The organism is Mesorhizobium sp. WSM4806 (assembly GCF_055811635.1).
The window spans coordinates 325,436-350,367 of the sequence record NZ_JBVVQZ010000001.1 but is presented as its reverse complement, the minus strand read 5'-3'; the positions used below and the strand labels follow the sequence as shown (position 1 = coordinate 350,367).

Annotated in this window: 18 protein-coding genes; 16 read left to right on the top strand and 2 right to left on the bottom strand. The window is 61.9% G+C overall.

All coding sequences use genetic code 11. The annotated features are described in order from the left end of the window. The first annotated feature begins 53 nt into the window (after positions 1-53). The 10 genes from AC0L2M_RS01530 (at position 54) to bglA (ending at position 16,194) form a co-directional block, all read left to right on the top strand. Positions 54-1,031: a sugar ABC transporter substrate-binding protein gene (locus AC0L2M_RS01530; RefSeq protein ID WP_236388945.1), complete on the top strand. Its 978-nt coding sequence runs from the start codon at positions 54-56 to the stop codon at positions 1,029-1,031. Between the two features lie 157 nt (positions 1,032-1,188). Continuing rightward, entirely contained in the window at positions 1,189-2,253 is a 1,065-nt protein-coding gene (locus AC0L2M_RS01525; protein ID WP_128167623.1) for an ABC transporter permease, read from the top strand. Positions 2,254-2,255: 2 nt separating this feature from the next. Beyond that, positions 2,256-3,038, top strand: coding sequence for an ATP-binding cassette domain-containing protein (locus AC0L2M_RS01520; RefSeq protein WP_023802796.1), 783 nt, complete (start codon positions 2,256-2,258; stop codon positions 3,036-3,038). Between the two features lie 187 nt (positions 3,039-3,225). Continuing rightward, entirely contained in the window at positions 3,226-5,688 is a 2,463-nt protein-coding gene (locus AC0L2M_RS01515) for a glycogen/starch/alpha-glucan phosphorylase (protein ID WP_473533848.1), read from the top strand. Between the two features lie 58 nt (positions 5,689-5,746). Beyond that, positions 5,747-7,960 carry a 1,4-alpha-glucan branching protein GlgB gene (glgB, locus tag AC0L2M_RS01510; protein WP_473533847.1) on the top strand — a complete coding sequence of 738 codons (2,214 nt, stop codon included), beginning with the start codon at positions 5,747-5,749 and terminating at the stop codon, positions 7,958-7,960. Positions 7,961-7,996: 36 nt separating this feature from the next. Further along, entirely contained in the window at positions 7,997-9,265 is a 1,269-nt protein-coding gene (gene glgC / locus AC0L2M_RS01505) for a glucose-1-phosphate adenylyltransferase (RefSeq protein ID WP_077381220.1), read from the top strand. Continuing rightward, positions 9,266-10,708: a glycogen synthase GlgA gene (gene glgA, locus AC0L2M_RS01500; protein WP_128245169.1), complete on the top strand. Its 1,443-nt coding sequence runs from the start codon at positions 9,266-9,268 to the stop codon at positions 10,706-10,708. Between the two features lie 3 nt (positions 10,709-10,711). Next, positions 10,712-12,340 (top strand): alpha-D-glucose phosphate-specific phosphoglucomutase, encoded by a 1,629-nt coding sequence (locus AC0L2M_RS01495; RefSeq protein ID WP_473533846.1) that lies wholly within the window; start codon positions 10,712-10,714, stop codon positions 12,338-12,340. A 226-nt stretch (positions 12,341-12,566) separates the two neighbouring features. Further along, a complete protein-coding gene (gene glgX / locus AC0L2M_RS01490) occupies positions 12,567-14,579 on the top strand; it encodes a glycogen debranching protein GlgX (RefSeq protein WP_473533845.1) in 2,013 nt (670 codons plus the stop codon). Then, positions 14,569-16,194, top strand: coding sequence for a beta-galactosidase BglA (gene bglA, locus AC0L2M_RS01485; protein WP_473533844.1), 1,626 nt, complete (start codon positions 14,569-14,571; stop codon positions 16,192-16,194). The genes glgX and bglA overlap by 11 nt, the downstream gene beginning before the upstream one ends. A gap of 10 nt (positions 16,195-16,204) precedes the next feature. On the opposite strand, the gene AC0L2M_RS01480 is transcribed toward bglA, so the two are convergent. Then, entirely contained in the window at positions 16,205-17,989 is a 1,785-nt protein-coding gene (locus tag AC0L2M_RS01480) for a pilus assembly protein TadG-related protein (RefSeq protein WP_473533843.1), read from the bottom strand. Beyond that, positions 17,990-18,469, bottom strand: coding sequence for a TadE family protein (locus AC0L2M_RS01475; RefSeq protein ID WP_473533842.1), 480 nt, complete (start codon positions 18,467-18,469; stop codon positions 17,990-17,992). A gap of 531 nt (positions 18,470-19,000) precedes the next feature. On the opposite strand from AC0L2M_RS01475, the gene AC0L2M_RS01470 reads away from it, so the two are divergent. From AC0L2M_RS01470 to AC0L2M_RS01445, 6 genes are all read left to right on the top strand, one after another. After that, positions 19,001-19,696 (top strand): GGDEF domain-containing protein, encoded by a 696-nt coding sequence (locus AC0L2M_RS01470; protein ID WP_473533841.1) that lies wholly within the window; start codon positions 19,001-19,003, stop codon positions 19,694-19,696. A 187-nt stretch (positions 19,697-19,883) separates the two neighbouring features. Continuing rightward, positions 19,884-20,315 carry an antitoxin Xre-like helix-turn-helix domain-containing protein gene (locus tag AC0L2M_RS01465; RefSeq protein ID WP_473533840.1) on the top strand — a complete coding sequence of 144 codons (432 nt, stop codon included), beginning with the start codon at positions 19,884-19,886 and terminating at the stop codon, positions 20,313-20,315. Continuing rightward, the gene (locus AC0L2M_RS01460; protein ID WP_473533839.1) at positions 20,312-20,794 is read left to right on the top strand and encodes an RES family NAD+ phosphorylase; all 483 of its coding nucleotides are present in this window, start codon (positions 20,312-20,314) and stop codon (positions 20,792-20,794) included. The genes AC0L2M_RS01465 and AC0L2M_RS01460 overlap by 4 nt, the downstream gene beginning before the upstream one ends. A 346-nt stretch (positions 20,795-21,140) precedes the next feature. Then, positions 21,141-22,733, top strand: coding sequence for a peptide ABC transporter substrate-binding protein (locus AC0L2M_RS01455; RefSeq protein WP_473533838.1), 1,593 nt, complete (start codon positions 21,141-21,143; stop codon positions 22,731-22,733). Positions 22,734-22,894: 161 nt separating this feature from the next. Next, entirely contained in the window at positions 22,895-23,818 is a 924-nt protein-coding gene (locus AC0L2M_RS01450) for an ABC transporter permease subunit (RefSeq protein ID WP_023799733.1), read from the top strand. Next, positions 23,811-24,932, top strand: coding sequence for an ABC transporter permease (locus tag AC0L2M_RS01445; protein WP_236388065.1), 1,122 nt, complete (start codon positions 23,811-23,813; stop codon positions 24,930-24,932). Before AC0L2M_RS01450 ends, AC0L2M_RS01445 begins: the two co-directional genes overlap by 8 nt.

The following is a 24,932-nucleotide window of genomic DNA, read 5'->3' as shown; positions in this document are numbered from 1 at the left end:
CCAAGACAGCACTGCTAAGATCCACCGTTTTTGCCGCGGCCGGACTGGGTCTGATGGCATTCACCTCGGCTGCGTCCGCCGCCGATGTCGGCGCCTGCCTGATCACCAAGACCGACACCAACCCGTTCTTCGTCAAGATGAAGGAAGGCGCGAGCGCCAAGGCCAAGGAACTCGGCGTCGAACTCAAAGCCTACGCCGGCAAGATCGATGGCGACAGCGAGAGCCAGGTGGCGGCGATCGAAAGCTGCATCGCCGACGGCGCCAAGGGCATCCTGATCACCGCGTCGGATACCAAGGGCATCGTCCCGGCGGTGAAGAAGGCACGTGACGCCGGTCTGCTGGTGATCGCGCTGGACACGCCGCTTGATCCGCTCGACGCCGCCGACGCGACCTTTGCGACCGACAATCTGGAGGCCGGCAAGCTGATTGGTGCCTGGGCCGCAGCGACGCTGGGCGACAAGGCGAAGGATGCCAGGATCGGCTTCCTCGACTTGACGCCCTCGCAGCCGACGGTCGACGTCCTGCGCGACCAGGGCTTCATGATGGGCTACGGTATCGACGTGAAGGACCCCAACAAGATCGGCGATGAGGATGATCCGCGTATCGTCGGCCACGACGTCACCAACGGCAACGAGGAAGGCGGCCGCAAGGCGATGGAGAACCTCCTCCAGAAGGATCCTGGCATCAACGTCATCCACACCATCAACGAGCCGGCAGCCGTCGGCGCCTACCAGGCGCTCAAGGCCGTGGGTCTCGAAGGCAATGTGCTGATCGTGTCGGTCGATGGCGGCTGCCCCGGCGTGAAGTCGGTCGCCGAGGGCGTGATCGGTGCGACGTCACAGCAATATCCGCTGCAGATGGCGGCACTCGGCATCGAAGCGATCGCCGCTTACGCCAAGGACGGGACGAAGCCCAAGCCGACCGAAGGCAAGGATTTCTTCGACACCGGCGTCAACCTCGTGACCGACAAGCCCGCGGAGGGCGTGAAGTCCATCGACACCAAGGAAGGCCTCGCCAAGTGCTGGGGCTGATGCCGGTCTGACAGGCAACAGACCGAAGCGGCCAGGGGCTTGATCCCCGGCCGCTTCGGGTGGACGATGCGGAAATCGCAAGCGCGAACAATTCCGGCGGCAGATCGGGAACGGTTGACGGGCGTCGGCGCGTAGCTGAAGCCTCATGGGAGGAAACATGTCTCAGGTTCAGGAATTCGAAAAGGCTCTCGCGAACAGCGAGACAAGCGTTGCTGCTTTTGACGAGCATGGCACGTCGCTCGTCAAGCGCATCCAGCATTTCCTGCATTCCACTCCGGCTGCGGTGCCGCTGATCGTGCTGGTCCTGTCGATCGCTGTCTTTGGCGTCACGATCGGAGGACGGTTCTTTTCGTCCTACACGCTGACGCTGATCCTGCAGCAGATCGCCATCGTCGGTATTCTCGGCGCCGCGCAGACGCTGGTCATCCTGACAGCCGGCATCGACCTTTCAATCGGCGTGATCATGGTGATTTCGGCCGTGATCATGGGCAATTGCGCGGTCACCTATGGCCTGCCGACCTTGCTTGCCGTGGTGATCGGGCTTGCCGCCGGCGCGGCCTGCGGGCTGCTCAACGGGCTGCTGGTCGCCTACATGAAGCTGCCGCCCTTCATCGTCACGCTCGGCACCTGGAACATCGTCATGGCCACGAACTTCATCTATTCGGCCAATGAGACGATCCGTGACGCCGACGTCGACGCCCAGGCCCCGCTGCTGCATCTGTTTGGCCTGAACTTCAAGGTCGGCACGGCGGTGCTGACGTTCGGCGTCATTGCCATGGTCGTGCTGGTGCTGTTCTTGTGGTACGTGCTCAATCACACGGCATGGGGCCGTCATGTCTACGCTGTCGGCGACGATCCGGAGGCAGCGAAGCTGTCGGGCATCCAGACCAAGAAGGTGCTGATCTCGGTCTACACGCTTGCCGGGCTGATCGCCGCTTTCGCTGCCTGGGTCTCCATCGGCCGCAACGGCTCGATCTCGCCGTCCGCTGCCGTCACCGACTACAATTTGCAGGCGATCACCGCGACGGTGATCGGCGGCATTTCCCTCTTCGGCGGGCGCGGCTCTATTCTGGGCACGCTGTTCGGCGCGATGATCGTCGGCGTCGTTTCGATGGGCCTCAACATGCTGGGCGCCGATCCGCAATGGAAAGTGCTGCTCACCGGTGTGCTGATCATCGGCGCCGTGGCGATCGACCAGTGGATCAGAAAGGTTTCGGTGTAACCATGACCCAGGAGCCCATCCTCACCGCGCGCGGCCTCGTCAAGCGCTACGGCCGCGTCACCGCACTGAACAGCTGCGACTTCGATCTCTATCCGGGAGAGATCCTGGCCGTGATCGGCGACAATGGAGCCGGCAAGTCGACGCTGATCAAGGCGATCTCGGGCGCCGTTGTCCCGGACGAGGGGATCATCGAGTTGGACGGCAAGCAGGTGCTCTTCAAGTCGCCCATCGAAGCCCGCGAAGCCGGCATCGAAACCGTCTACCAGAACCTGGCGCTGTCGCCGGCGCTGTCGATCGCCGACAACATGTTCCTCGGTCGCGAGATCCGCAAACCGGGTTTTCTGGGCGACTGGCTGCGCATGCTCGACCGCCCGGCAATGGAAAAGCGCGCCCGCGACAAGCTCACCGAACTTGGCCTGATGACCATCCAGAACATCAGCCAGGCCGTGGAAACGCTCTCGGGCGGCCAACGCCAGGGCGTGGCGGTGGCGCGCGCCGCCGCCTTCGGCTCGAAGATGGTCATCATGGATGAGCCGACGGCGGCGTTAGGCGTCAAGGAGAGCCGCCGCGTGCTCGAACTGATCCTCGACGTGAAGAAGCGCGGCCTGCCGATCGTGCTAATTTCCCACAACATGCCGCATGTCTTCGAGGTGGCCGACCGCATTCACATCCATCGGCTGGGCCGTCGCCTCTGTGTCATCGATCCCAAGCAATATACGATGTCCGACGCCGTCGCCTTCATGACCGGAGCGAAGCTTCCGCCGGAGGCGGCACTGGCGGCCTGATGCATGTCGCCCAAAGCAAGGTGCCTCGCAGAGGCCCAAACGCGACGCACTTTAAGTTGCTAAACTGCCGCAGGGTAAGCTTCCCCGCGGCAATCTAACTCGATTGAACGCATAACAATATGAGCTAGCATGGGCTGGGAGGAATGGTGAAAGCCGGTATGATCTTGGCAACCGCACAAGAGGCAGCATGACGCACGCGATAACGACCGAAGCTCCCATTCTCGAAAACTCCGATCCCAAGGCGCTTGCCGAGGAAGTCTTGAAGGCCCTCAAATACAGGCTCGGCAAGGGGACCAGCGTCGCGACGCAATACGACTGGCTCACCGCCTCGATCAAGGTCGTGCGCGACCATATCGTCGATCATTGGATGCAGGCGACGCAAGAGGCCTACGCCCATCAGGAAAAGCGCGTCTATTACCTCTCCCTGGAATTCCTCATCGGTCGCCTGATGCGCGACGCCTTCTCCAATCTCGGGCTGATGGACAATATGCGCGAAGCGCTGCGGTCTCTCGGCGTCGACCTTGACCTCATCGCCGCCCTTGAACCAGATGCAGCGCTTGGCAATGGTGGTCTCGGCCGGCTCGCCGCCTGCTTCATGGAAAGCATGGCAACCGTCGGCATCCCCGCGCATGGCTATGGCATTCGCTACGCCAACGGCATGTTTCGTCAGGAAATCCATGACGGCTGGCAGGTTGAGCTGCCCGAGACCTGGCTCGATCACGGCAACCCCTGGGAGTTCGAGCGGCGCGAACGCGCCTTCGAGGTCGGCTTCGGCGGCTCGGTGGATTCGATCACCTCAAAGGACGACAGGCTTGAGCGCCACGTCTGGAAACCGATCGAACACGTTTTGGCGGTTGCCTACGATACGCCGGTGGTTGGCTGGCGGGCCAACCGCGTCAACACGCTGCGGCTCTGGTCCGGCATGCCGATCGATCCGATACTGCTCGACAAGTTCAACGCCGGCGATCACATCGGTGCGCTCGCCGAAAGCAACAAGGCCGATGCCTTGTCGCGCGTCCTTTACCCTGCTGATTCCCACAAGGCCGGTCAGGAGCTGCGGCTCAGGCAAGAGTATTTCTTTTCTACCGCATCGTTGCAGGACATCATTCAGCGTCATCTCAGCCAGTATGGCGACCTGCAGTCGCTGCCCGACAAAGCGGCGATCCATCTGAACGATACCCATCCGGCCATTGCGGTGGCCGAGCTGCTGCGCCTGTTGATGGATGTCCACGGCATGGATTTCGACCAGGCCTGGAGCATCACCAAGCGGACCTTCGGCTATACCAATCATACGCTGCTCCCCGAAGCGCTCGAAAGCTGGCCGGTGCCGCTGTTCGAGCGGCTGTTGCCGCGCCACATGCAGATCGTCTACGCCATCAACGCCGAAGTGCTGCTGGAGGCGCGCGCCTCCGAGCAGTTTTCTGACGAGCAGATCAGCCAGATCTCGCTGATACAGGAAAACGGCGAGCGCCGGGTGCGCATGGGCAATCTGGCCTTTGTCGGCTCGCACTCGATCAACGGCGTCTCTGCCCTTCACACCGAGCTGATGAAGGAAACGGTGTTTGCCGAGCTCCACCGGCTCTACCCCGACCGCATCAACAACAAGACCAACGGCATCACGCCGCGGCGCTGGCTGATCCAGTGCAATCCCGGTCTCACCGCGCTTACCCGCGAAGCGATCGGCGACCGCTTCCTCGACGATATAGACGCGATCAAGGAGTTCGATGCCTTTGCTGACGACGCCGCCTTCCGCGACAAGTTCGCCGCAGTCAAGCGGGCGAACAAGGCCAAGCTTGCCAATCTCGTCGCCGACCGCCTCGGCATCAGGATTGATCCCTCGGCGTTGTTCGACATCCAGATCAAGCGCATCCACGAATACAAGCGCCAGCTCCTGAACATCCTCGAAACAGTCGCGCTCTACGACCAGATCCGCTCCCATCCCGAGCGCAATTGGATGCCGCGCGTCAAGTTCTTCGGCGGCAAGGCGGCTCCCAGCTATCACAATGCCAAGCTGATCATCAAGCTCGCCAACGACGTCGCCAAAGTCATCAACCGCGACCCGGCCGTTCGCGGCTTGCTCAAAGTGGTGTTCGTGCCGAACTACAATGTCAGCCTGGCCGAGATCATGATGCCGGCCGCCGATCTTTCGGAGCAGATATCGACCGCCGGGATGGAAGCCTCCGGCACCGGCAATATGAAGTTCGCGCTGAACGGTGCGCTGACCATCGGCACGCTCGACGGCGCCAATGTCGAGATCAAGGAATGCGTCGGCGACGACAACATTTTCATTTTCGGCCTGACCACCGAAGAGGTCGCCGAGCGGCGCAGCAACGGCTACGATCCGCGAACGGTGATCGAAGCCTCTCCCGAACTGGCGCAGGCCGTGGCTGCCGTTTCGACGGGCGTCTTTTCGCCTGACGATCCGGAACGCTATCGCGACCTGATGAACGGCCTCTATCAGAGCGACTGGTTCATGGTCGCCGCGGATTTCGATGCCTACGCCTCAACCCAGCGCGATGTCGACGCCGTTTGGCGCGACAGCCCGGATTGGTACGCCAAGGCAATTCGCAATGTCGCCCGCGTCGGCTGGTTCTCGTCCGATCGCACGATCCGCCAATATGCGAAAGAAATCTGGAACGTGCCCGTCTGATATGATTGCATGAGGCCACGAACAACGTGGTCCGGGTGCCGGGGAGGGTCACTGCCTGATGAGGAAGCCGCGCGCGACCGCTGCGACAAGCGGGCCGGATGGACTGGCGTCGGCCGGTGATGTCGCGGCAATTGTCGCCGGCACGCATGGTGATCCTTTCGCTGTCCTCGGTGTGCACGAGGTCGACAAGGGCTTTGTCGCCCGCTGCTTTGTCCCTCATGCCGAGTTCGTCACTGCCTATACGCTGACCGGCAAGAACGCCGGCGAACTCTCCAGGCGCGACGAAGGCGGCTTCTTCGAGGGCAGCCTGTCGCTCAGAAAGCGTCAGCCGCTGCGCTATCACGCGCGCAATGCCGGCGGTGACTGGTGGCTGACCGATCCCTATTCGTTCGGTCCGGTGCTTGGTCCGCTGGACGACTATTACATCGCCGAAGGTTCGCACCTCAGGCTGTTCGACAAGCTCGGGGCGCATCTCATCGATCACGAGGGTGCGTCCGGCGTGCATTTCGCCGTCTGGGCGCCCAATGCAAGGCGCGTTTCGGTGGTCGGCGACTTCAACGAATGGGACGGCCGCAGGCATACGATGCGCGTCCGCCGCGACACCGGCATCTGGGAGTTGTTCATCCCCGACATCGGCGCCGGACGGCCATACAAATACGAGATCATCGGGCCCGATGGCGTGAGGCTGCCGCTGAAGGCCGATCCGTTCGCTTTCAAGTCCGAACTGCGACCGGCCACCGCTTCGGTGACGGCGCTTCCGCCGGCGCATCAATGGGGTGACGAGGCGCACCGCAATTTCTGGCGCAACGCCGACGCCCGCCGCGAGGCGGTGTCGATCTATGAGGTCCATGCCGGCTCCTGGCAGCTTCACGACGACGGCAGCTTCCTGTCATGGGACGAGCTTACCGACCGGCTGATCCCGTATGTCGTCGACACGGGTTTCACCCATATCGAATTCATGCCGATCTCCGAACATCCCTATGATCCGTCCTGGGGCTATCAGACGACGGGCCTCTATGCGCCGTCGGCCCGCTTCGGCGATCCGGACGGTTTTGCCCGGTTCGTCGACGGCGCCCACCGCGCCGGCATCGGCGTCATCCTGGACTGGGTGCCGGCGCATTTTCCGGTGGACGCGCATGGCCTGGCCAATTTCGACGGCACCGCGCTCTATGAGCATGCCGACCCGCGCAAGGGCTTCCATCCCGACTGGAACACCGCGATCTACAATTTCGGACGGCGCGAGGTGGTCTCGTTCCTGGTCAACAATGCGCTGTTTTGGGGCGAGAAATACCATGTCGACGGTTTGCGCGTCGATGCCGTCGCCTCGATGCTCTACCTCGACTATTCGCGCAAGGCCGGCGAATGGATTCCCAACGAAAAAGGCGGGCGCGAAAACCTCGAGGCGGTCAGCTTCCTCCAGAGGATGAACAAGGAAGTCTATGGTCATCATCCGGGTGTGATGACGATCGCCGAGGAATCGACCTCATGGCCAAAAGTTTCGCAGCCGGTGCATGAGGGCGGGCTGGGTTTCGGCTTCAAGTGGAACATGGGCTTCATGCACGACACGCTGGAGTATTTCTCCAAGGAGCCGATTTTCCGCAAGCATCACCACGGCGACATCACCTTCGGTCTGGTCTACGCCTTCTCAGAGAATTTCGTGCTGCCGCTCTCCCATGACGAGGTCGTGCACGGCAAGGGGACGCTGCTTGGCAAGATGGCCGGCGACGACTGGCAGAAATTCGCGACGCTGCGCGCCTACTACGCCTTTATGTGGGGCTACCCCGGCAAGAAGCTGTTGTTCATGGGGCAGGAATTCGCCCAGCGCCGCGAGTGGAGCGAGGCGCGCGCACTCGACTGGAACCTGCTCGATTTCCGGGCCCACCGCGGCGTCTGGCAGACGGTGCGCGATCTCAACTATCTCTACCGCTCACGGCCAGCGTTGCATGCGCGCGATTGCGAACCGGAGGGGTTTTCCTGGCTGATCGTCGACGACAGCGCCAACTCGGTCTTTGCCTGGCTGCGCAGCGCGCCGGGCGGAAACCCGGTCGCCGTCATCTCCAATTTTACGCCAGTGCCGCGCGACAATTACCGCGTGCCGTTGCCAATGGCTGGAAGATGGCGCGAGATCATCAACACGGACGCCTCCGACTATGGCGGTTCCGGCAAGGGCAATGACGGTGCCGTCGAGGCTCGGAAGGAAGCAGGAGGCATCTCGGCGACGATGCTGTTGCCGCCGCTGTCGACGATCATGCTCGAATTTGCTCCGGACTAGGCGATGTCTCGCAGCGCGTAACTTGGGAGGATAAGAATGGCAGAGATAAAACGGACCCAGCCGCTGGCGCGCGATGCCATGGCCTATGTTCTGGCCGGCGGCCGTGGCAGCCGCCTCAAGGAATTGACCGACCGGCGCGCCAAACCGGCGGTCTATTTCGGCGGCAAGACGCGCATCATCGATTTTGCGCTCTCCAATGCGCTCAATTCCGGTATTCGCCGCCTCGGCGTGGCCACCCAATACAAGGCGCACTCGCTGATCCGCCACCTGCAGCGCGGCTGGAACTTCCTGCGGCCCGAGCGCAACGAGAGCTTCGACATCCTGCCGGCCAGTCAGCGCGTATCGGAAACGCAATGGTATGAGGGGACGGCCGATGCCGTCTACCAGAACATCGACATCATCGAGGCCTACGGGCCCGAATACATGGTCATCCTGGCCGGCGATCACGTCTACAAGATGGACTATGAGCTGATGCTTCGCCAGCATGTCGACGCCGGCGCCGACGTCACCGTCGGCTGCCTCGAAGTGCCGCGCATGGAGGCGACCGGCTTCGGCGTCATGCATGTCGACAAGAAGGACACCATCATCTCCTTCATCGAGAAGCCCGCCGATCCGCCCGGCATTCCCGACAAGCCGGATTTTGCCCTGGCCTCGATGGGCATTTACGTGTTCAAGACCAAGTTCCTGATGGAGCAGCTGCGCCGCGACGCGGCCGAACCGGGCTCAAGCCGTGACTTCGGCAAGGACATCATCCCCTATGTCGTCGAGCACGGCAAGGCGATCGCCCATCGCTTCGCCAAATCCTGCGTGCGCTCGACCGCCGAGAACGAAGCCTACTGGCGCGATGTCGGGACCGTCGACGCCTATTGGGAAGCCAATATCGACCTCACCGACATCACGCCCGAGCTCGATCTCTACGACCGCGACTGGCCGATCTGGACCTATGCCGAGCTGAAGCCGCCGGCGAAGTTCGTGCATGACGAGGATGGTCGCCGTGGCTCGGCGGTATCCTCGCTGGTCTCGGGCGATTGCATCGTCTCAGGCGCGTCGCTGAAGCGAAGCCTGATCTTCACCGGCGCGCGCATCAACTCCTATTCGACGCTCGAGGACGTCGTCATGCTGCCCGACTGCCAGGTCGGCCGCAGCGCGAGATTGAAGCGCGTGGTGATCGATCATGGCGTCAGGATTCCCGAAGGGCTCGTGGTCGGCGAGGATCCCGTCCTCGACGCCAAGCGCTTCCGCGTTTCCGAAAAGGGCATCTGCCTCGTCACGCAGGCCATGATCGACAAACTGGGACTGTCGTGAATGCAGGTCCTGTCGGTCACGCCCGAAATATTCCCTCTGATCAAGACTGGCGGGCTTGCCGACGTGACCGGCGCGTTGCCCATCGCGCTCGCCGGCAAGGGCGTGGCGATGCGCACGCTTGTTCCCGGCTATCCCCAGATCATCGATGCCTTCAAAAAGAAAAAACCCATTCACCACTATCCGCTGCTGCAAGGCGGCAAGGCTTCGGTCCATGCCGTCCAGATCGCGGGGCTCGACCTGTTCGTGCTCGACGCGCCGCATCTGTTCGATCGCCCCGGCGGCCCCTATGGCAATGCCACCGGCGCCGACTGGCCGGACAATTGGCGGCGTTTCGCGGCCCTGAGCCAGGTTGGCGGCGACATAGCTGGCGGCGCCGTCTCGGGTTACCAGCCTGACATCGTCCATGCCCATGACTGGCAATCGGCGATGACGCTGGCCTATATGCGCTACGGCAAGGCGGTCGGCACGCCGTCAATGATCACCGTCCACAATCTCGCTTTCCAGGGCCAGTTCGGCGCCGGCATCTTTGGCGAACTCGGCCTGCCGGCGGCGGCCATGGCGCTCGACGGCGTCGAATATTATGGCGGCGTCGGTTTCCTCAAGGCTGGCCTGCAGGCCGCCTGGGCCATCACCACAGTCAGCCCGACCTATGCGCAGGAGATCCGCTCGCCGGAATTCGGCATGGGGCTCGATGGCCTCATCAACATGCGGGCCGTCGATCTCTATGGCATCGTCAACGGCATCGACACCGAGATATGGAACCCTGAAACCGACAAGCATCTGGTCTCCAGCTACACGGCCAGGACATTGAAGGCGCGGCACCCCAACCGGACCGCCGTCGAGGATCGTTTCAACCTTGACCGCGACGACAGTCCGATCGTTTGCGTGATCAGCCGGCTCACCTGGCAGAAGGGAATGGACATACTGGCAACGGTCGTCGACGGGATTGTTGCGAGGGGTGCCCGCCTGGCGATCCTGGGGTCCGGCGACGCCGGCCTCGAAGGCGCGCTGCTGGCCGCCGCCGCCCGCCATCGCGGTCGCATCGGCGTCGTCGTCGGTTATGACGAGGCGCTTTCCCACACCATGCAGGGCGGCTGTGACGCAATCATCATCCCGTCGCGCTTCGAGCCTTGCGGACTGACACAGCTTTACGGCCTGCGCTATGGCTGCGTGCCGGTCGTCGCCCGCACCGGCGGTCTTGCCGACACCATCATCGACGCCAATGAAGCGGCGATTTCGGCAGGTGTGGCGACCGGCTTCCAGTTCGCACCCGCCGATGCCGGCGCCTTGCTGCACGCCATCCGCCGGCTGGTCGCGGCGCACGCCAACCCTGCGATCTGGACGTCGATGCAGCGGCAAGGCATGAAGGCCGATGTCTCGTGGGATAAAAGCGCAGAAAAATACCTCGAACTCTATCGCTTGCTGCTTTCGAAAAGGGCTTGACGCATGATACGCACCGTCGCCACCAAACCTTATCTCGACCAGAAGCCCGGTACGTCCGGGCTGCGCAAGAAAGTGCCGGTGTTCCAGCAGGAGCACTATGCCGAGAACTTCATCCAGTCGATTTTCGATGCGCTGGACGGGTTCGAGGGCAAGACGCTGGTGATAGGCGGCGACGGCCGCTTTTACAACCGCGAGGTCATCCAGAAGGCCATCGCCATGGCCGCGGCAAACGGTTTCGGCAAGGTGATGGTCGGGCAGGGCGGCATCCTGTCGACGCCGGCCGCTTCCAACATCATTCGCAAATACAACACCTTCGGCGGCATCATCCTGTCGGCCAGCCACAATCCGGGCGGCCCGCACGAGGATTTCGGCATCAAATACAATGCCGGCAATGGCGGCCCGGCAGCGGAAAAGCTGACCGACGCGATCTTCGCCAAGACCAAGGTGATTTCGAGCTTCAAGACCGCCGATATCGGCACAGTTGACCTCGACACGATCGGTACCGTCGAGGCGGGCGGCATGACCGTCGAGGTGATCGACCCGGTCGCCGACTATGCCGAGCTGATGGAAGATCTGTTCGATTTCGATGCGTTGCGTGGGCTGTTCAAGTCAGGCTTCCGCATGCGCTTCGACGCCATGCATGCCGTGACTGGTCCCTATGCCAAGGAAATCCTGGAAAACCGGCTCGGCGCGCCGAAAGGCACCGCCCGCAACTTCGTTCCCCTGCCGGATTTCGGCGGCCACCACCCAGACCCGAACCTGGTCCACGCAAAGCACCTCTATGACGAGATGATGGGACCGGATGCCCCGGATTTCGGCGCCGCTTCCGACGGCGACGGCGACCGCAACCTGATCATCGGCAAGGGCATTTTCGTCACCCCGTCGGATTCGGTGGCTATGCTCGCCGCCAATGCTCATCTGGCGCCGGGCTACAAGGCCGGGCTGAAAGGCATCGCCCGCTCGATGCCGACCAGCGGTGCAGCCGACCGCGTCGCCGAAAAGCTCGGCATCGGCATCTATGAAACGCCGACCGGCTGGAAATTCTTTGGCAATCTGCTCGATGCCGACATGGCGACGATCTGCGGCGAGGAAAGTGCCGGAACCGGCTCCAACCATGTCCGCGAAAAGGACGGGCTGTGGGCCGTGCTTTTGTGGCTCAATATCCTCGCTGCCCGCGGCGAAAGCGCCAAGCAGATCGTCACCGAGCACTGGGCCGCCTATGGCCGCAATTACTACTCACGCCATGACTACGAGGAGGTCGAGACCGACCGCGCCAATGCGCTGGTCGACCAATTGCGGGCCAGGCTCGCTTCCTTGCCCGGCACCAGCGTGCGCGGCATGAAGATCGCCAGCGCCGACGATTTCGCCTATCACGACCCGGTCGACGGCTCGATAGCCAAGAACCAGGGCATCAGGGTGCTGTTCGAAGGCGGATCGCGCGTCGTCTTCCGTCTCTCCGGCACCGGTACCTCGGGGGCGACGCTGCGCGTCTATATCGAGCGCTACGAGCCGGACAGGTCCAGGCACGATCTCGACACGCAGGAGGCGCTTGCCGACCTGATTGCGGCAGCCGAAGATATCGCCGGGATTCGCAGCCATACCGGCCGCGCCAACCCGAGCGTGATTACTTGAGTTTGGTTGACAGCCGGCCGTCTGAGTTCGGCCTGCGTTGCGAAGCTCCCCCTTCTCCCCTTGTGGGACAAGGTGGCCGAGCGAAGCTCGGTCGGATGAGGGGTGCTCCAGCTTGGCGCACACCTTTGCTCGAATCGCCCATGCCTCGTTTCTTCCAGCACCCCTCATCCGTCTCGGCGCTGCGCGCCGATCCACCTTCTCCCACAAGGGGAGAAGGGGTCGCCGTATGAACTCACTCGGTGCCACCGTCACCCGCGGCGGCATCCGCTTTGCCGCATGGTCGTCCGCGGCCGCCCGGCTCTGGGTCTCGATCTTCGATGAGCAGGGGGAGAGGGAGATCGACCGGCTCGAACTCCAGCCGGAAGGCGAGGGCGTTCACGCGCTTTTCGTTGCCGGCCTCGCCGCCGGCACTCGATACGGATTTCGCGCCGATGGCGATTATACGCCCGAGAATGGGCTTTGGTTCGATCCCGACAAGCTGCTGGTCGACCCCTATGCCGTCGAAATCGACAGGCCTTATGTCTATGACGTCAGGCTCGCCGCGCGCCGGGGCGGGGGCGCCGATACCGCGCCGCTGCTGCCGAAGGCGGTTGCTGCCACCCTGCCACAGCCGGTGCCTGCCTTGCCGCCGCTGTTCCAGCCCGGCGGCCTGATCTATGAAGTGCCGATGCGCGCCTTCACCATGCTGCATCCCGACATCCCGAAGCACCAGCGCGGGACGGTTGCAGCCCTTGCCCATCCGGCTACCGTCGAGCATCTGAAAAAACTCGGGGTCGGGGCGGTCGAACTGATGCCGGTGACGGCATCGATCGACGAGCGGCATTTGCCGCCGCTCGGGCTGCGCAATGCCTGGGGCTACAATCCCGTGACCTTCATGGCGCTCGACCCGCGCCTCGCGCTCGGCGGTCTCGCGGAATTGCGGCAGACGGTTGCCACGCTGCGTGGGGCCGGCATCGGCGTCATCCTCGATCTTGTCTTCAACCACACCGGCGAAAGCGACAGGCTTGGACCGACGCTGTCGCTGCGCGGCCTCGACAGCCGCGCCTACTACCGGCATCGGCCGGACGGCAGCTTGATCAACGACACCGGCACCGGCAACACCGTCGCTTGTGATCATCCGGTCGTCAGGGAAATGGTCCTCGACACGCTTCGTCACTTTGTCCGCCATGCCGGCGTCGATGGTTTCCGCTTCGATCTGGCGCCCATTCTGGGCCGGGTCGATGGCGCGTTCGACGCCGCTGCGCCACTGCTCATGGCTATTCGGGATGATCCGCTCCTTGGCGACCGGGTGCTCATCGCCGAGCCATGGGATATCGGCCCGGACGGGTATCAGCTTGGCAATTTTCCGCCGCGCTTCCTCGAATGGAACGACAGATATCGCGACGACATCCGCCGGTTCTGGCGCGGCGACAGCGGGATGGTCGGCGCGCTCGCCACCCGGCTTGCCGGCTCGTCCGACGTGTTTGCCAAGCCAGGCCAGCAGACGAGCCGCAGCGTCAATTTCATCGCCGCGCATGACGGCATGACGCTGGCCGACATTGTTGCCTACGAGCACAAGCACAATGAGGCCAATGGCGAGCAGAACCGCGATGGCCACGACGACAATCTGTCCTGGAACAATGGCGTCGAGGGCGAGACCGGCGACCGGGCGATCGTTACGGCACGTTTCGATGACCGATGTGCGCTTCTGGCCACGCTGTTTGCCTCACGCGGCACGATCATGCTGACCGCCGGAGACGAATTCGGCCGCACCCAGAAGGGCAACAACAACGCCTATGCGCAGGACAACGAGATCACCTGGCTCGACTGGTCCGGGCGCGATCGGGCGCTGGAACAATACGCCGTTTTGCTCGCCGCGATGCGTCGTTGCGTGCCGGCGCTTTCCGACACGCGCTTCCTGACTGGAGAGCCGCCGCCCGGATCAGAACAACCGGACGCGGTCTGGCTCACTGAAACCGGCACGCCGCTCGACAAGGCAGGCTGGCACGATCCGGCGCGGTACCGCCTGGTCATGATGCTCGGCACCGATGATCGCCGCCTTGCCGTTGTCATCAATGGCGATCGCCGGGCATGTATGTTCACGCTGCCGGAGCGCGACGGATTTCGCTGGCAGCCAGCCATCGAAGCATCGGACGGCGCAGCCGGAATTTCACGGCCGGTGCCGGGACGAACGGTGATTTTCATGATCGAACACGAAGCCGCGCAGGCTCAGATAAAGGAGAACCCGAGTGGCAAGTGACCACGCCGAGTGGTGGCGCGGCTGCGTCATCTACCAGATCTACCCGCGCTCCTTCCGGGACACGACGGGGGACGGCAGTGGCGATCTGCGTGGTATCACATCGAGGCTGGCGCATGTCGCATCGCTTGGCGCTGACGCCGTCTGGCTGTCGCCCTTCTTCAAGTCGCCGATGGCCGATATGGGCTACGACGTATCCGACTATACAGCCGTCGATCCGATGTTCGGCACATCAGAGGATTTCGATGCGGTGGTCGCCGAGGCGCACCGTCTCGGCCTGAAAGTCATTATCGACCAGGTCCTGTCGCATTCGTCCGACCGGCACGAATGGTTCATCGAAAGCCGTACGAGCCGCGATAACCCCAGGGCGGATTGGTATGTCTGGGCCGATCCGAGGCCCGACGGCACCGCGCCCAACAATTGGCTGTCGGTCTTCGGCGGCCCAGCCTGGGAGTGGGACGCGACCCGCAGGCAATATTACATGCACAATTTCCTCGCCTCGCAGCCGGACCTCAATTTCCACAATCCGGAGGTTCAGGACGCTCTGCTGGAAACGGTGCGGTTTTGGCTGGAGCGCGGCGTCGACGGGTTTCGCCTCGATACCGTCAACTACTATGTCCATGACCGCTGGCTGCGCAGCAACCCGCCCCTGGCGTCAAGCGTCGCAGGCACCAACACCGAAACCAATCCGTACCTCTATCAGGAGCATTTGTTTGACAAGACGCAGCCCGAAAACCTGGCTTTCCTCAAGCGGTTTCGGGCGTTGCTCGACGAATATGAGGGCCGCGTCGCTGTCGGCGAGGTCGGCGACGAAGCCCGTTCGTTGCAGACGCTCGCCGCCTACACCAGCGGCGGCGACAAGCTCGACATGTGCTACACATTCGACCTGCTCGGTCCGCAATTCTCGGCGGCGCATGTGCGTGGCTGCGTCGAAGCGTTCGAGAGTGCTGTCTCCGACGGCTGGGTCTGCTGGGCGTTTTCCAACCACGATGTCGTTCGCCATGTGACGCGATGGACAAGGTCCGGCGGCGACCCGGAAAGGACGGCGAAGTTCTCCATCGCACTGCTGTCATGCCTGCGTGGATCGATCTGCCTCTATCAGGGTGAGGAACTCGGGCTGGAGGAGGCGGAATTGGCGTTCGAGGATCTGCGCGATCCTTACGGCATCCGCTTCTGGCCGGGGTTCAAGGGCAGGGATGGCTGCCGCACGCCGATGGTGTGGGAGAAGGGCGCCAACAATGCCGGCTTTTCAATCGGCAGGCCGTGGCTTCCAATCCCGGAAAGCCATCGCGCCCGCGCGGTCGATATCCAGAACGGCGAGGAAAAGTCAGTTCTGGCCAGCTATCGGGCGATGCTGGCGTTGCGCAAGCGGCATGCGGCGCTGGTACAAGGTTCGATCCGTTTTCTCGATGCCGAGGGCGAAGTGCTTGCCTTCATTCGCGAAGGCGGCGGCGAGAAGCTGCTGTGCGTTTTCAACTTCGCCGAGGAGCCGGCCAACTGGCCGTTGCCGCAGGGTACGGATGTCGCAGAGACGATCGACCTTGGCGCTGGTGCCGCCTTGCAGGAAAAGATTCTGTCGCTGCCGCCGTTGGGCTGCTTTCTCGGACGAGCCGACTGATCTCTCCAACTCACTGAACAAGCACAGAGCGCCCGCAAGTCGCGCCCATGACCCGGACATCGGCCTCGCCGACGCGCACGCCCAGTGCCCCAAGCACGTTGTAAACCAATTCGTCGACCGGCGCCGTCACGCCGTTCAGCAGCGCCACCACTGCCGGCTTCACGGTTCCGAGCAAGGCGGTTACATCAAGCCCGAGGCCCAGCGCACTGACCGAAAGCGACAAATTGTTTACCAGCGACGTGGTGAGAGATTGCGTCAGGTTCTTCGTCGAGGCGTTCTTTATCGTCTTGCTTGCGATGTCGGTGCTGTTGAAGATCAAGATCGTCGGATCGTTGTTGGCGATCTCAACGGCTGCAGAACCATTCACGCCGATCAGATTGAGGGTGAGAAACAGAAGCTTCACGCTGACCTGCGCGATTTCGGCATTTTGAAACGACTGTGGGTTGCTGAAATCGGCGAAGGCGGAGGGGCTGTTATCGGCATCGCTGGCGCCAAGGTGCAGCGAGGCAAGGCCCGGACGTGCGGCAATGGTAACTTTCAAACTGTCGGGGTGCCCCGTCGGGCAGCTGATGTCGGTCAGCTTGGCTTCGGCAGAGGCCACCTCGACATGCAACGGCAGTTTGACGGCCAGCAGGCTGATGCCGCCACCGAGAGTCGCATTGCTGCCGCCGACGGACGCCACCAGCTTGATCCGCGTCTGCGCCGTACGCACCACAGCACCCTTCTCGCCGATTGTCAGCCATGGCGAGAATTGTGCAGGTTCGCCGATTGCAATGGCAAGCGTGGTGGAGGCAAGCCCCGGAATGGCGGCTCCGAGATTGAGCTCGACCTGCTTCGAGCCGTTGGCCAGTGCAGCAGCGGTGGTCAGCATGCCCATGGCACTGGCGTCGACCGAAAAGCCGGGCGACTTTTGCCCGAGGCCCAACTGGCCCATTGAACCAAGATCGACAAGATGATTGAGCGGTATCTTGACCGTGTTGGTGGTCCTTGACGCGATTGTCTGCAAAGCCAGCTTGCTGGTGCTGCCAACGGGTGAAACATTAGCCATGGCGGTCGCTATCTCGCCCACCGTCGCTTTCGAAGCCAGCACCTCCGAATAGCTGACACCCGTCAGCTGCATCTCAACGGCAAGGGCATCGATGAACGAAAGCAGGTTCACGTCGGCAGCGATCAGAGCGTTGTAGTCCATGACGCTGAGCGCGATGTTGCCGCCCAGGAACTTGCTGAGAAGAGCGTTGAGGATGCCGCCATTGACGCTGAGAAGCCTGGACCCGACCGAGAACATCGCCTGCGGCGCTATGCTGGCCACGGCTTGGGTGCCGATCACCGGCGTAGGGATAAGCGAACTCGCGAAATAGCGGGCAGGAACCTTTTTCAGCGTGACATGGACGGCGTTGTAGGGCGTTTTGCCGGCCTTGAAGCGCTTGTCGACGCCGAGCGACGACTCTGCTGAATATCGGCCGGGGGTGACCGACACGATAGTTTTTCCAAGGGCAGGGGTGATCGTCTGCTCTGCCTTCTGAACAACGATACCCGGCATTCCGTTGTCGCCGAGCGTGGTCACCACCGCGGCTTCAATGTTGTTGATGTTGGAGGCGGCGGTGATTGCCGCCAGATCGGTCATTGCTTGGGCTTCCCGGCGCTCCACATAGATCGAGCCTTCATCGATGGCGAAGGCGGCCAGCGCCAGCGCGAACGGTGCGCACAGCGCCGTCATGACGGCGAAGTTCGCCGTCAGGTCGCCAAGCATCGAGCGGGCGACCCGGCCGACCCTGCCCGCCAAAGTTTGCGACATTCAGATGCCTCCGACCCGGATTGTCGACTGGCCTGAGATCGTGGTGCCAGGCATGGGCAGTGCCGGGAACAGATTCCAGACCGGCAGGTTGCGGGCATCATATTGGATGGACACGACGAACTGGTTTCCGTCGGCGGTGCTGTCCTTGGCCTGGTAGGTCAGCTTGTCGGAATCGACGAATGGATATCCCGCGGCATTGGTGGTGACGAAACTGGTCACCAGCGCCTGGCGCTCAACTTCGTTCAGCCCGGCAATCGCCGTGCGTGCGGCGTCCGCTGCGATCTGCTGCACGGAGTGATTGGCGCCAAAATAAATGCCATATGCAACCATGCCGAGCAGAAGCAGGATAAAAAAGGGCGCAAGCAGTGCGAATTCGATCGCGGACGTTCCGGACGGTTCTCGAAACTGGTGTAATTTGCGTTTTAGCTGACGCGTATTGCGCCGCTTTATAGCTATTGTCCCAGTTTCCGCGCTGTTCATGTCCGTCGCCCATCAAGACATACCGAAGCTCACAAAAGATGTTACCCGTGGTTGCTTAAAGGCGGATTAAGACATTGTGGCAAAGTGGAATCGACGAAAGATTTCCTGCCGGAAGCGAATGCTTGAAGCGGTTCTTCCGCCAAGTCGTGGAATTCATCCGCCGACGCAGCGCCCCGCTTCGACGCCCGACTTCTTCAACAAAAGCGGCGCAACCTGCTCGTTGCAGAGAAAGCGCCGTCGATCCCATCGACCACAACGTAGGGTTTAGTAAGGATACCCCATTGACTTGCATCAATATCATGCGATCCGCTGCAGGCTATTGCCCTTCCCAACTTCCCACGAGGTGCAAGGGTTTTCGCGCAATGTGTAGGATCTGACGTGCGGGTTGTGTCCAAATTGCTGCCGCTAGTTGTAACTTGTGTTTACCACTCACGGGTTAGGGTTTACCCAAAGGCAGTTGGCGGAATGACGGCATCACATTATTTTCTGACACGCTTCGGGAAGCTCTCGCTGTTCAGGCAGACCTGCGTCGTGGTTTTGGCGGCCATCATCGGTGCGGATACTCTCACCCTCGTTTTCTATGGTATCTTCTTTGCCGACCGCCTCCTCTTGGACTTGTTTTTGACAACGGTCATCACCGTCGCGGTTGGATTTCCGCTCGGCTATTTCTTCCTGAGACAGCAGTTGAATCTCGCCTTGATGGCCGCCAAGCTCGACCGGGCAGCACGCATCGACCACCTCACAAGCCTCGCCAACAGGAAAACCTTCTTTGAGGAGGCCGAGGCAATCGTGGGTTCCGAGGCCTTCAAGGAAGGCGCCGTGCTGTTCATGGACGCCGACCATTTCAAATCCATCAACGACACCTTTGGTCATGCCATCGGCGATGCCGTCCTCCAGGAGATGGGCAGCGTTATTCGCAGCTCGATTCGGGAAAGCGACTTGGCGGCGCGCATCGGCGGCGAGGAGTTCGCTGTGTTCCTGGTCGAAGCTGGCCGCGACAAGACATTGGAAGTGGCCGAGCGGATCAGACAGAACATGCGCGGTGTCAGACGGGCAGTCGGCATCGAGGACCGAGAAATCACCGTCAGCATCGGGATTTGCCTGCACGGACCAGGCCAAATCTTGGATGACATCTTGCTGCGCGCTGATCAGAATCTCTATGTGGCAAAGAACAGGGGGCGCGACTGCATCGTCGCAACCGCCGGGTTCGGACCGGTATTCGCATGATCGTGACTGGCACGATGGCTCTACCTATCCAAACCCGGATCGGGATTAGAGAGAGGATGAACGCATCGCCGTTCTCTGCGCCTGCGGTTACGCTCTCGTATTCGCAGACAGGCCGCAGATTGAACGGGTGGCTTGCATGACGCATCATGTGAGGCTAATTATTGCCTCACATGGAATGGAGAGTGATATGCTAGCGCTCGGAAATGTCGCCGACGTGTTGGGGCTGCCCGTTAAAGAGGTGGCGGCGCGGTCGCCTTTCGGGCTGATCTCCCGGATCGAGGATGGACTTCCCTTTGGCGCACTTGAGCGCGTTGCGCATCTTCTGGCGCCTGGCGATGCTCAGTTCAAATACCGGCTGATCCCCAAGGCGACCTACGAGCGGCGCAAGGCGGTACATCGCCTCTCGTCGGACGAGGGCACACGATTGGCCCGCGTCGCGCGCGTCTGGGGCCTTGCTGTCGATGTCTGGCAGAACGAGGAGGAAGCGCGCGATTTCCTGTTTCGGCCGCACCCGATGATTGAGGACAAGCGACCGATCGACGTCGTTATCATGAGCGAGTTCGGTGCCGAAATGGTGGTCGATATTCTCGCAAGTCTGAAGTACGGCAGTGCTGCGTGACGGCGCAGACTCTCGATCGCACTCTCTCGTCCTTTCGTATCGGCGATCCGGCCGGCACCTACCCGATCTTCGATGCGACCGGCTCGACAATCGCGCCAGGGCGGTGGAACACGCCCGGAAGTCCTATCATCTACACCAGCGAGCACTATTCGACGGCCCTGTTGGAAAAGCTGGTGCATGGCAGCGGCCGACTGCCGCCCAACCAACACTACATCGAAATCACAATCCCGCGCGGACTGAGTTACGAGGTCTTTTCCCACCCGTCACTGCCCGGCTGGGACACGATGCCGGCGATGGTGAGCCAGGGATTCGGCGAAACCTGGTGTTTAGAACGGCGCAGCGCCATCCTGCTGGTGCCGAGTGTCGTGGCGCGTCTCGATTGCAATGTGCTGATCAATCCGGCGCATCCGGAGTTTTCAAAAATCCACACAGGCCTGCACCAGCCGGTCTACTGGGACCGGCGGCTGTTTGGCGCGTAACGGGGAGGGACTTTCTCAAGAGGCCTTGGTGAGATTCACCGGTCACGTCGGCGCTGGTATCTGCGAGTCATCGCTCGGCCGAGGCGTGGCCGAGCTGCTTTTGCGTAGCTGGAAGGCTCGGTCCATGGTTTCGACCGCTGTTCTGCCGGCCGCGCAGTGGCTGTCGCTGCGCCTTACTTAGGGTGACCTCACGAGTCTGTTGAAATAAAAAATCACCACGTTACTGTTTGCCCACCAGCTGCCGGAAAGGGAACCGGCGGCGCGCTCAAAGGGGCCAGCTAATCGGCTTCGGGGCGTCAACACTCAAGAGGCGCAGCTGAACGGCCGCCTCGACAGGGAGAACTTCATGCTGAAAAACATGCTGAAGGCGACGGTGTTCGCCACAACCATGGCTTTGGCCGCCGGCACGTTCTACACGCCAGCCTTCGCCGAGGTCGTCTACAACCGCGGCACCGCCGCCGAATCGGAGTCGCTCGACCCGCACAAGACCTCGACAATATACGAAGCCGCTGTATTGCGTGACCTGTTCCAGGGGCTGGTCATGCAAGACCAGAAGGCGAACGTCATTCCGGGCGCCGCCGAAAGCTGGACTGTATCGGACGACGGCACCGTCTACACCTTCAAGCTGCGCAAAGACGGTGTCTGGTCGGATGGTAGCCCGGTCACGGCAGATGACTTCGTCTACGCGTTTCATCGGCTGGAAGATCCGGCCACCGGCGCCGAATATGCTTCGATGCTCTATCCCGTGAAGAACGCCGAGGAGGTGAACACCAAGAAGGCGAAGCCGGAGGAGATGGGCGTCAAGGCAATCGACGCAAATACTCTGGAAGTGACGCTGAAGGCGCCCACGCCCTATTTCCTTGAAATGCTGACCCACCAGGCGACTTATCCGGTCAGCAAGGCGTCCATTGACAAGCTCGGCGCCGATTGGATCAAGCCGGGCAATCTGGTCTCCAACGGCCCCTTTACCCTGGCGGAGTGGGTTCCCAACGACCACATCAAACTGGTCAAGAATCCGAAATTCTGGGATGCTGCGAGCGTCAAGCTCGACGTCGTCAACTACATCCCGACCGAAGATCGTTCGTCGGCGATAAAGCGCTTCGAGGCCGGCGAACTCGACAGCTACGACGACCTCCCGACCGAGCAGCTCGCCGATCTCAAGGCCAAGTTTGGAGATCAGATTCGCGTTGGACCTTACCTCGGCACCTACTATTTTTCGATCAAGACCGACAAGGCTCCGTGGGACAACGTCGAACTGCGCAATGCCATCTCCATGGCAGTCGACCGCGATTTCCTTGCCGAAAAGGTCTGGCAGAACTCAATGCTGCCCGGCTATTCGATGGTGCCTCCGGGCATTGAGGGCTATACGCCGGCAATGGCCAAATACGCGGACATGTCGCAGATCGACCGCGAGGATGAGGCCAAGAAGGTACTCGAGAAGCTTGGCTATACGCCCGAGAAACCGCTGAAGATGGAAATCCGCTACAACACGTCGGAAAACCACAAGAACACTGCAGTCGCCATCCAGGAGCAGTTGAAGCCGCTCGGCGTCGAAATCACGCTGCTCAACACCGACACCAAGACCCACTACTCCTTCCTTGAGCAGAAGGGCGACTACGACGTGGCGCGTGCCGGCTGGATTGCGGATTACAAGGATCCGGAAACCTTCCTCGGCATCTCCCGCAAGGCAAGCGGCAACAACTATTCGAGCTACAACAGCCCGGAATTCGAGAAGGCCATGGACGAGGCGGCCGCCGCCGGCGGCAAGCCCGAAGAGCGGATGAAAGAACTCGCCGAGGCCGAGCGCATCCTCGTCGATGACGTCGGCAACATCCCGCTTCTCTACTATAGTTACAAGGATATCGTTTCTCCGAAGGTTCATGGCTTCGAGGACAACGTCATGGATGTGCATCCGTCCCGCTTCATCTCCAAGGACTGATCCCTTGGCCGGACTGCCGCTCCTTTACAGCGCCGCGCGTCCTTTGGGGCGCGCACAGGGCGCTGTAACGCCTTGATTTTGCACGTGATCCTCTCCGGACCTTCGGCTCGGGTCATGCGTTAGAGGCGGCGGTCCCGGTTTGCTAGCAAAGCGGGGAACCGATGCTGCGTTACGTATTCCGGCGGCTTCTGACCGCCATTCCGACGCTGTTGGTCATCGTGACCATGGCGTTCTTCCTGATACGCGTCGCGCCTGGCGGCCCGTTCAATCAGGAGCGGGGCCTGAGCCCCGAGATCAAGGCCAATCTCGAAGCGCAGTTCGGTCTCAATGACCCGCTCTGGCTGCAATATGTCCACTATCTCGGCAATCTGCTGCGCGGCAATTTCGGTCCGAGCTACAACATGCCGGATTTCACTGTCGGCGAATTGTTTGCCAGGGGCCTGCCCGTTTCGATCCAGATCGGCGCCTCGGCCCTGATCCTGGCGCTGCTGCTCGGTGGCCTCCTCGGCACCATTGCCGCGCTCAACCAGAACAAGCTTGCCGACTATTCGGTGATCGCTCTGGCGACCGCCGGCAGCACCATTCCGACCTTCGTCATCGCGCCGGTTATCCAGCTTCTGTTCGGTCTGACCTGGAAACTGCTGCCGATCGGCGGCTGGGGCGATGGCGCCCTGCTCAACAAGATCGGCCCTGTGCTGACCCTCGCCCTGCCGCAGATCGCCATCGTCGCCCGCCTGATGCGCGGCTCGATGATCGAATCGTTGCGCTCGCACCACATTCGCACCGCACGTGCGCTCGGCCTGTCGGACTGGTCGGTGGTCGTCAAACATGCGCTGCGCGGTGCCATATTGCCGATCGTCTCCTTCACCGGCCCGGCGGCGGCGGCACTGCTCACCGGCTCGATCATCGTCGAGACGATCTTTTCCATTCCCGGCATCGGCCGCTATTTTGTCGAGGCCGCGCTCAACCGTGACTACACGCTGGTCATGGGCACCGTGGTGGTCATCGCGCTGTTCACCATCGTCTTCAACCTGATCGTCGACGTCATGTATGCCTTCGTCGATCCGAGGGTGCGCTATGACTGACATCGCAGCCACCGCTCCGGCCATCGTCGGCCGTTCCCTGTGGGGCGATGCCTGGGCGCGCCTCAAGGCCAACCGCGCCGCCATGTTCAGCCTGTATTATCTTGCCTTCATCGCGATCCTCAGCGTGTTCGGACCCTCTTTGGTGCCGCATCGATACACCACCATCTACGCCGACTATGTGCGCATGCCGCCGAGCTTGTCGGCCTATCCGAAGCCCGACAAGATAGAAACCGCGCTCAACGAGGCGATCAAGCGCATGCGGGTCGACATCAAGCAGTGGCGGCAGGAAGACAATCGCATCTTCGTCACCGTCACATCGCGCAAGCCGATCGACGACCGCAATGTCCGCTACCTCGACCGTTCCGATGCCTTCGACAACACCAAGATAGAGAGCAAAGCGGCTGACGGCCTTGAAGCGGTGATGAGCGCTTCAATCAGGCAGCAGTATTTCCTGTTCGGCACCGACAATACCGGCCGCGATCTCCTGTCGCGGACGCTCATGGCCGGGCGCATCTCGCTGGCCATCGGCCTGCTCGCCGGGGTCGTTGCGGGCGTCATCGGCGTGCTCTACGGCGCTGCGGCCGGCCTTGCCGGCGGCAGGATAGACGAGGTGATGATGCGCATTGTCGATGTGCTCTATTCGCTGCCGTTCATTTTCTTCGTCATTATGCTGGTGGTGTTCTTTGGTCGGAACTTCGTGCTGATGTTCCTGGCGGTCGGCGCCGTGCTGTGGCTCGACATGGCGCGCATCGTGCGCGGCCAGGCGCTGTCGATCCGGCGGCAGGAATATGTCCAGGCGGCGGAGGCGATGGGCATAGGCCAGCGCGGCATTCTGATCCGCCACGTCATTCCCAACCTGCTTGGCCCAGTGGTCATCTATATGACGCTGCTGGTGCCGCAAGTCATCATCCTGGAGAGTTTCCTGTCGTTCCTCGGGCTCGGCGTGCAGGAACCGATGACCAGCTGGGGCGTGCTGATCTCGACCGGCGCCAAGAACATCGGCACCGCCAACTGGCTGCTTTTGTTCCCAGCATTTTTCCTTGTCTCGACACTGTTCGCGCTGAATTTCGTCGGCGACGGCCTGCGCGACGCGCTCGACCCGAGGGATCGTTGA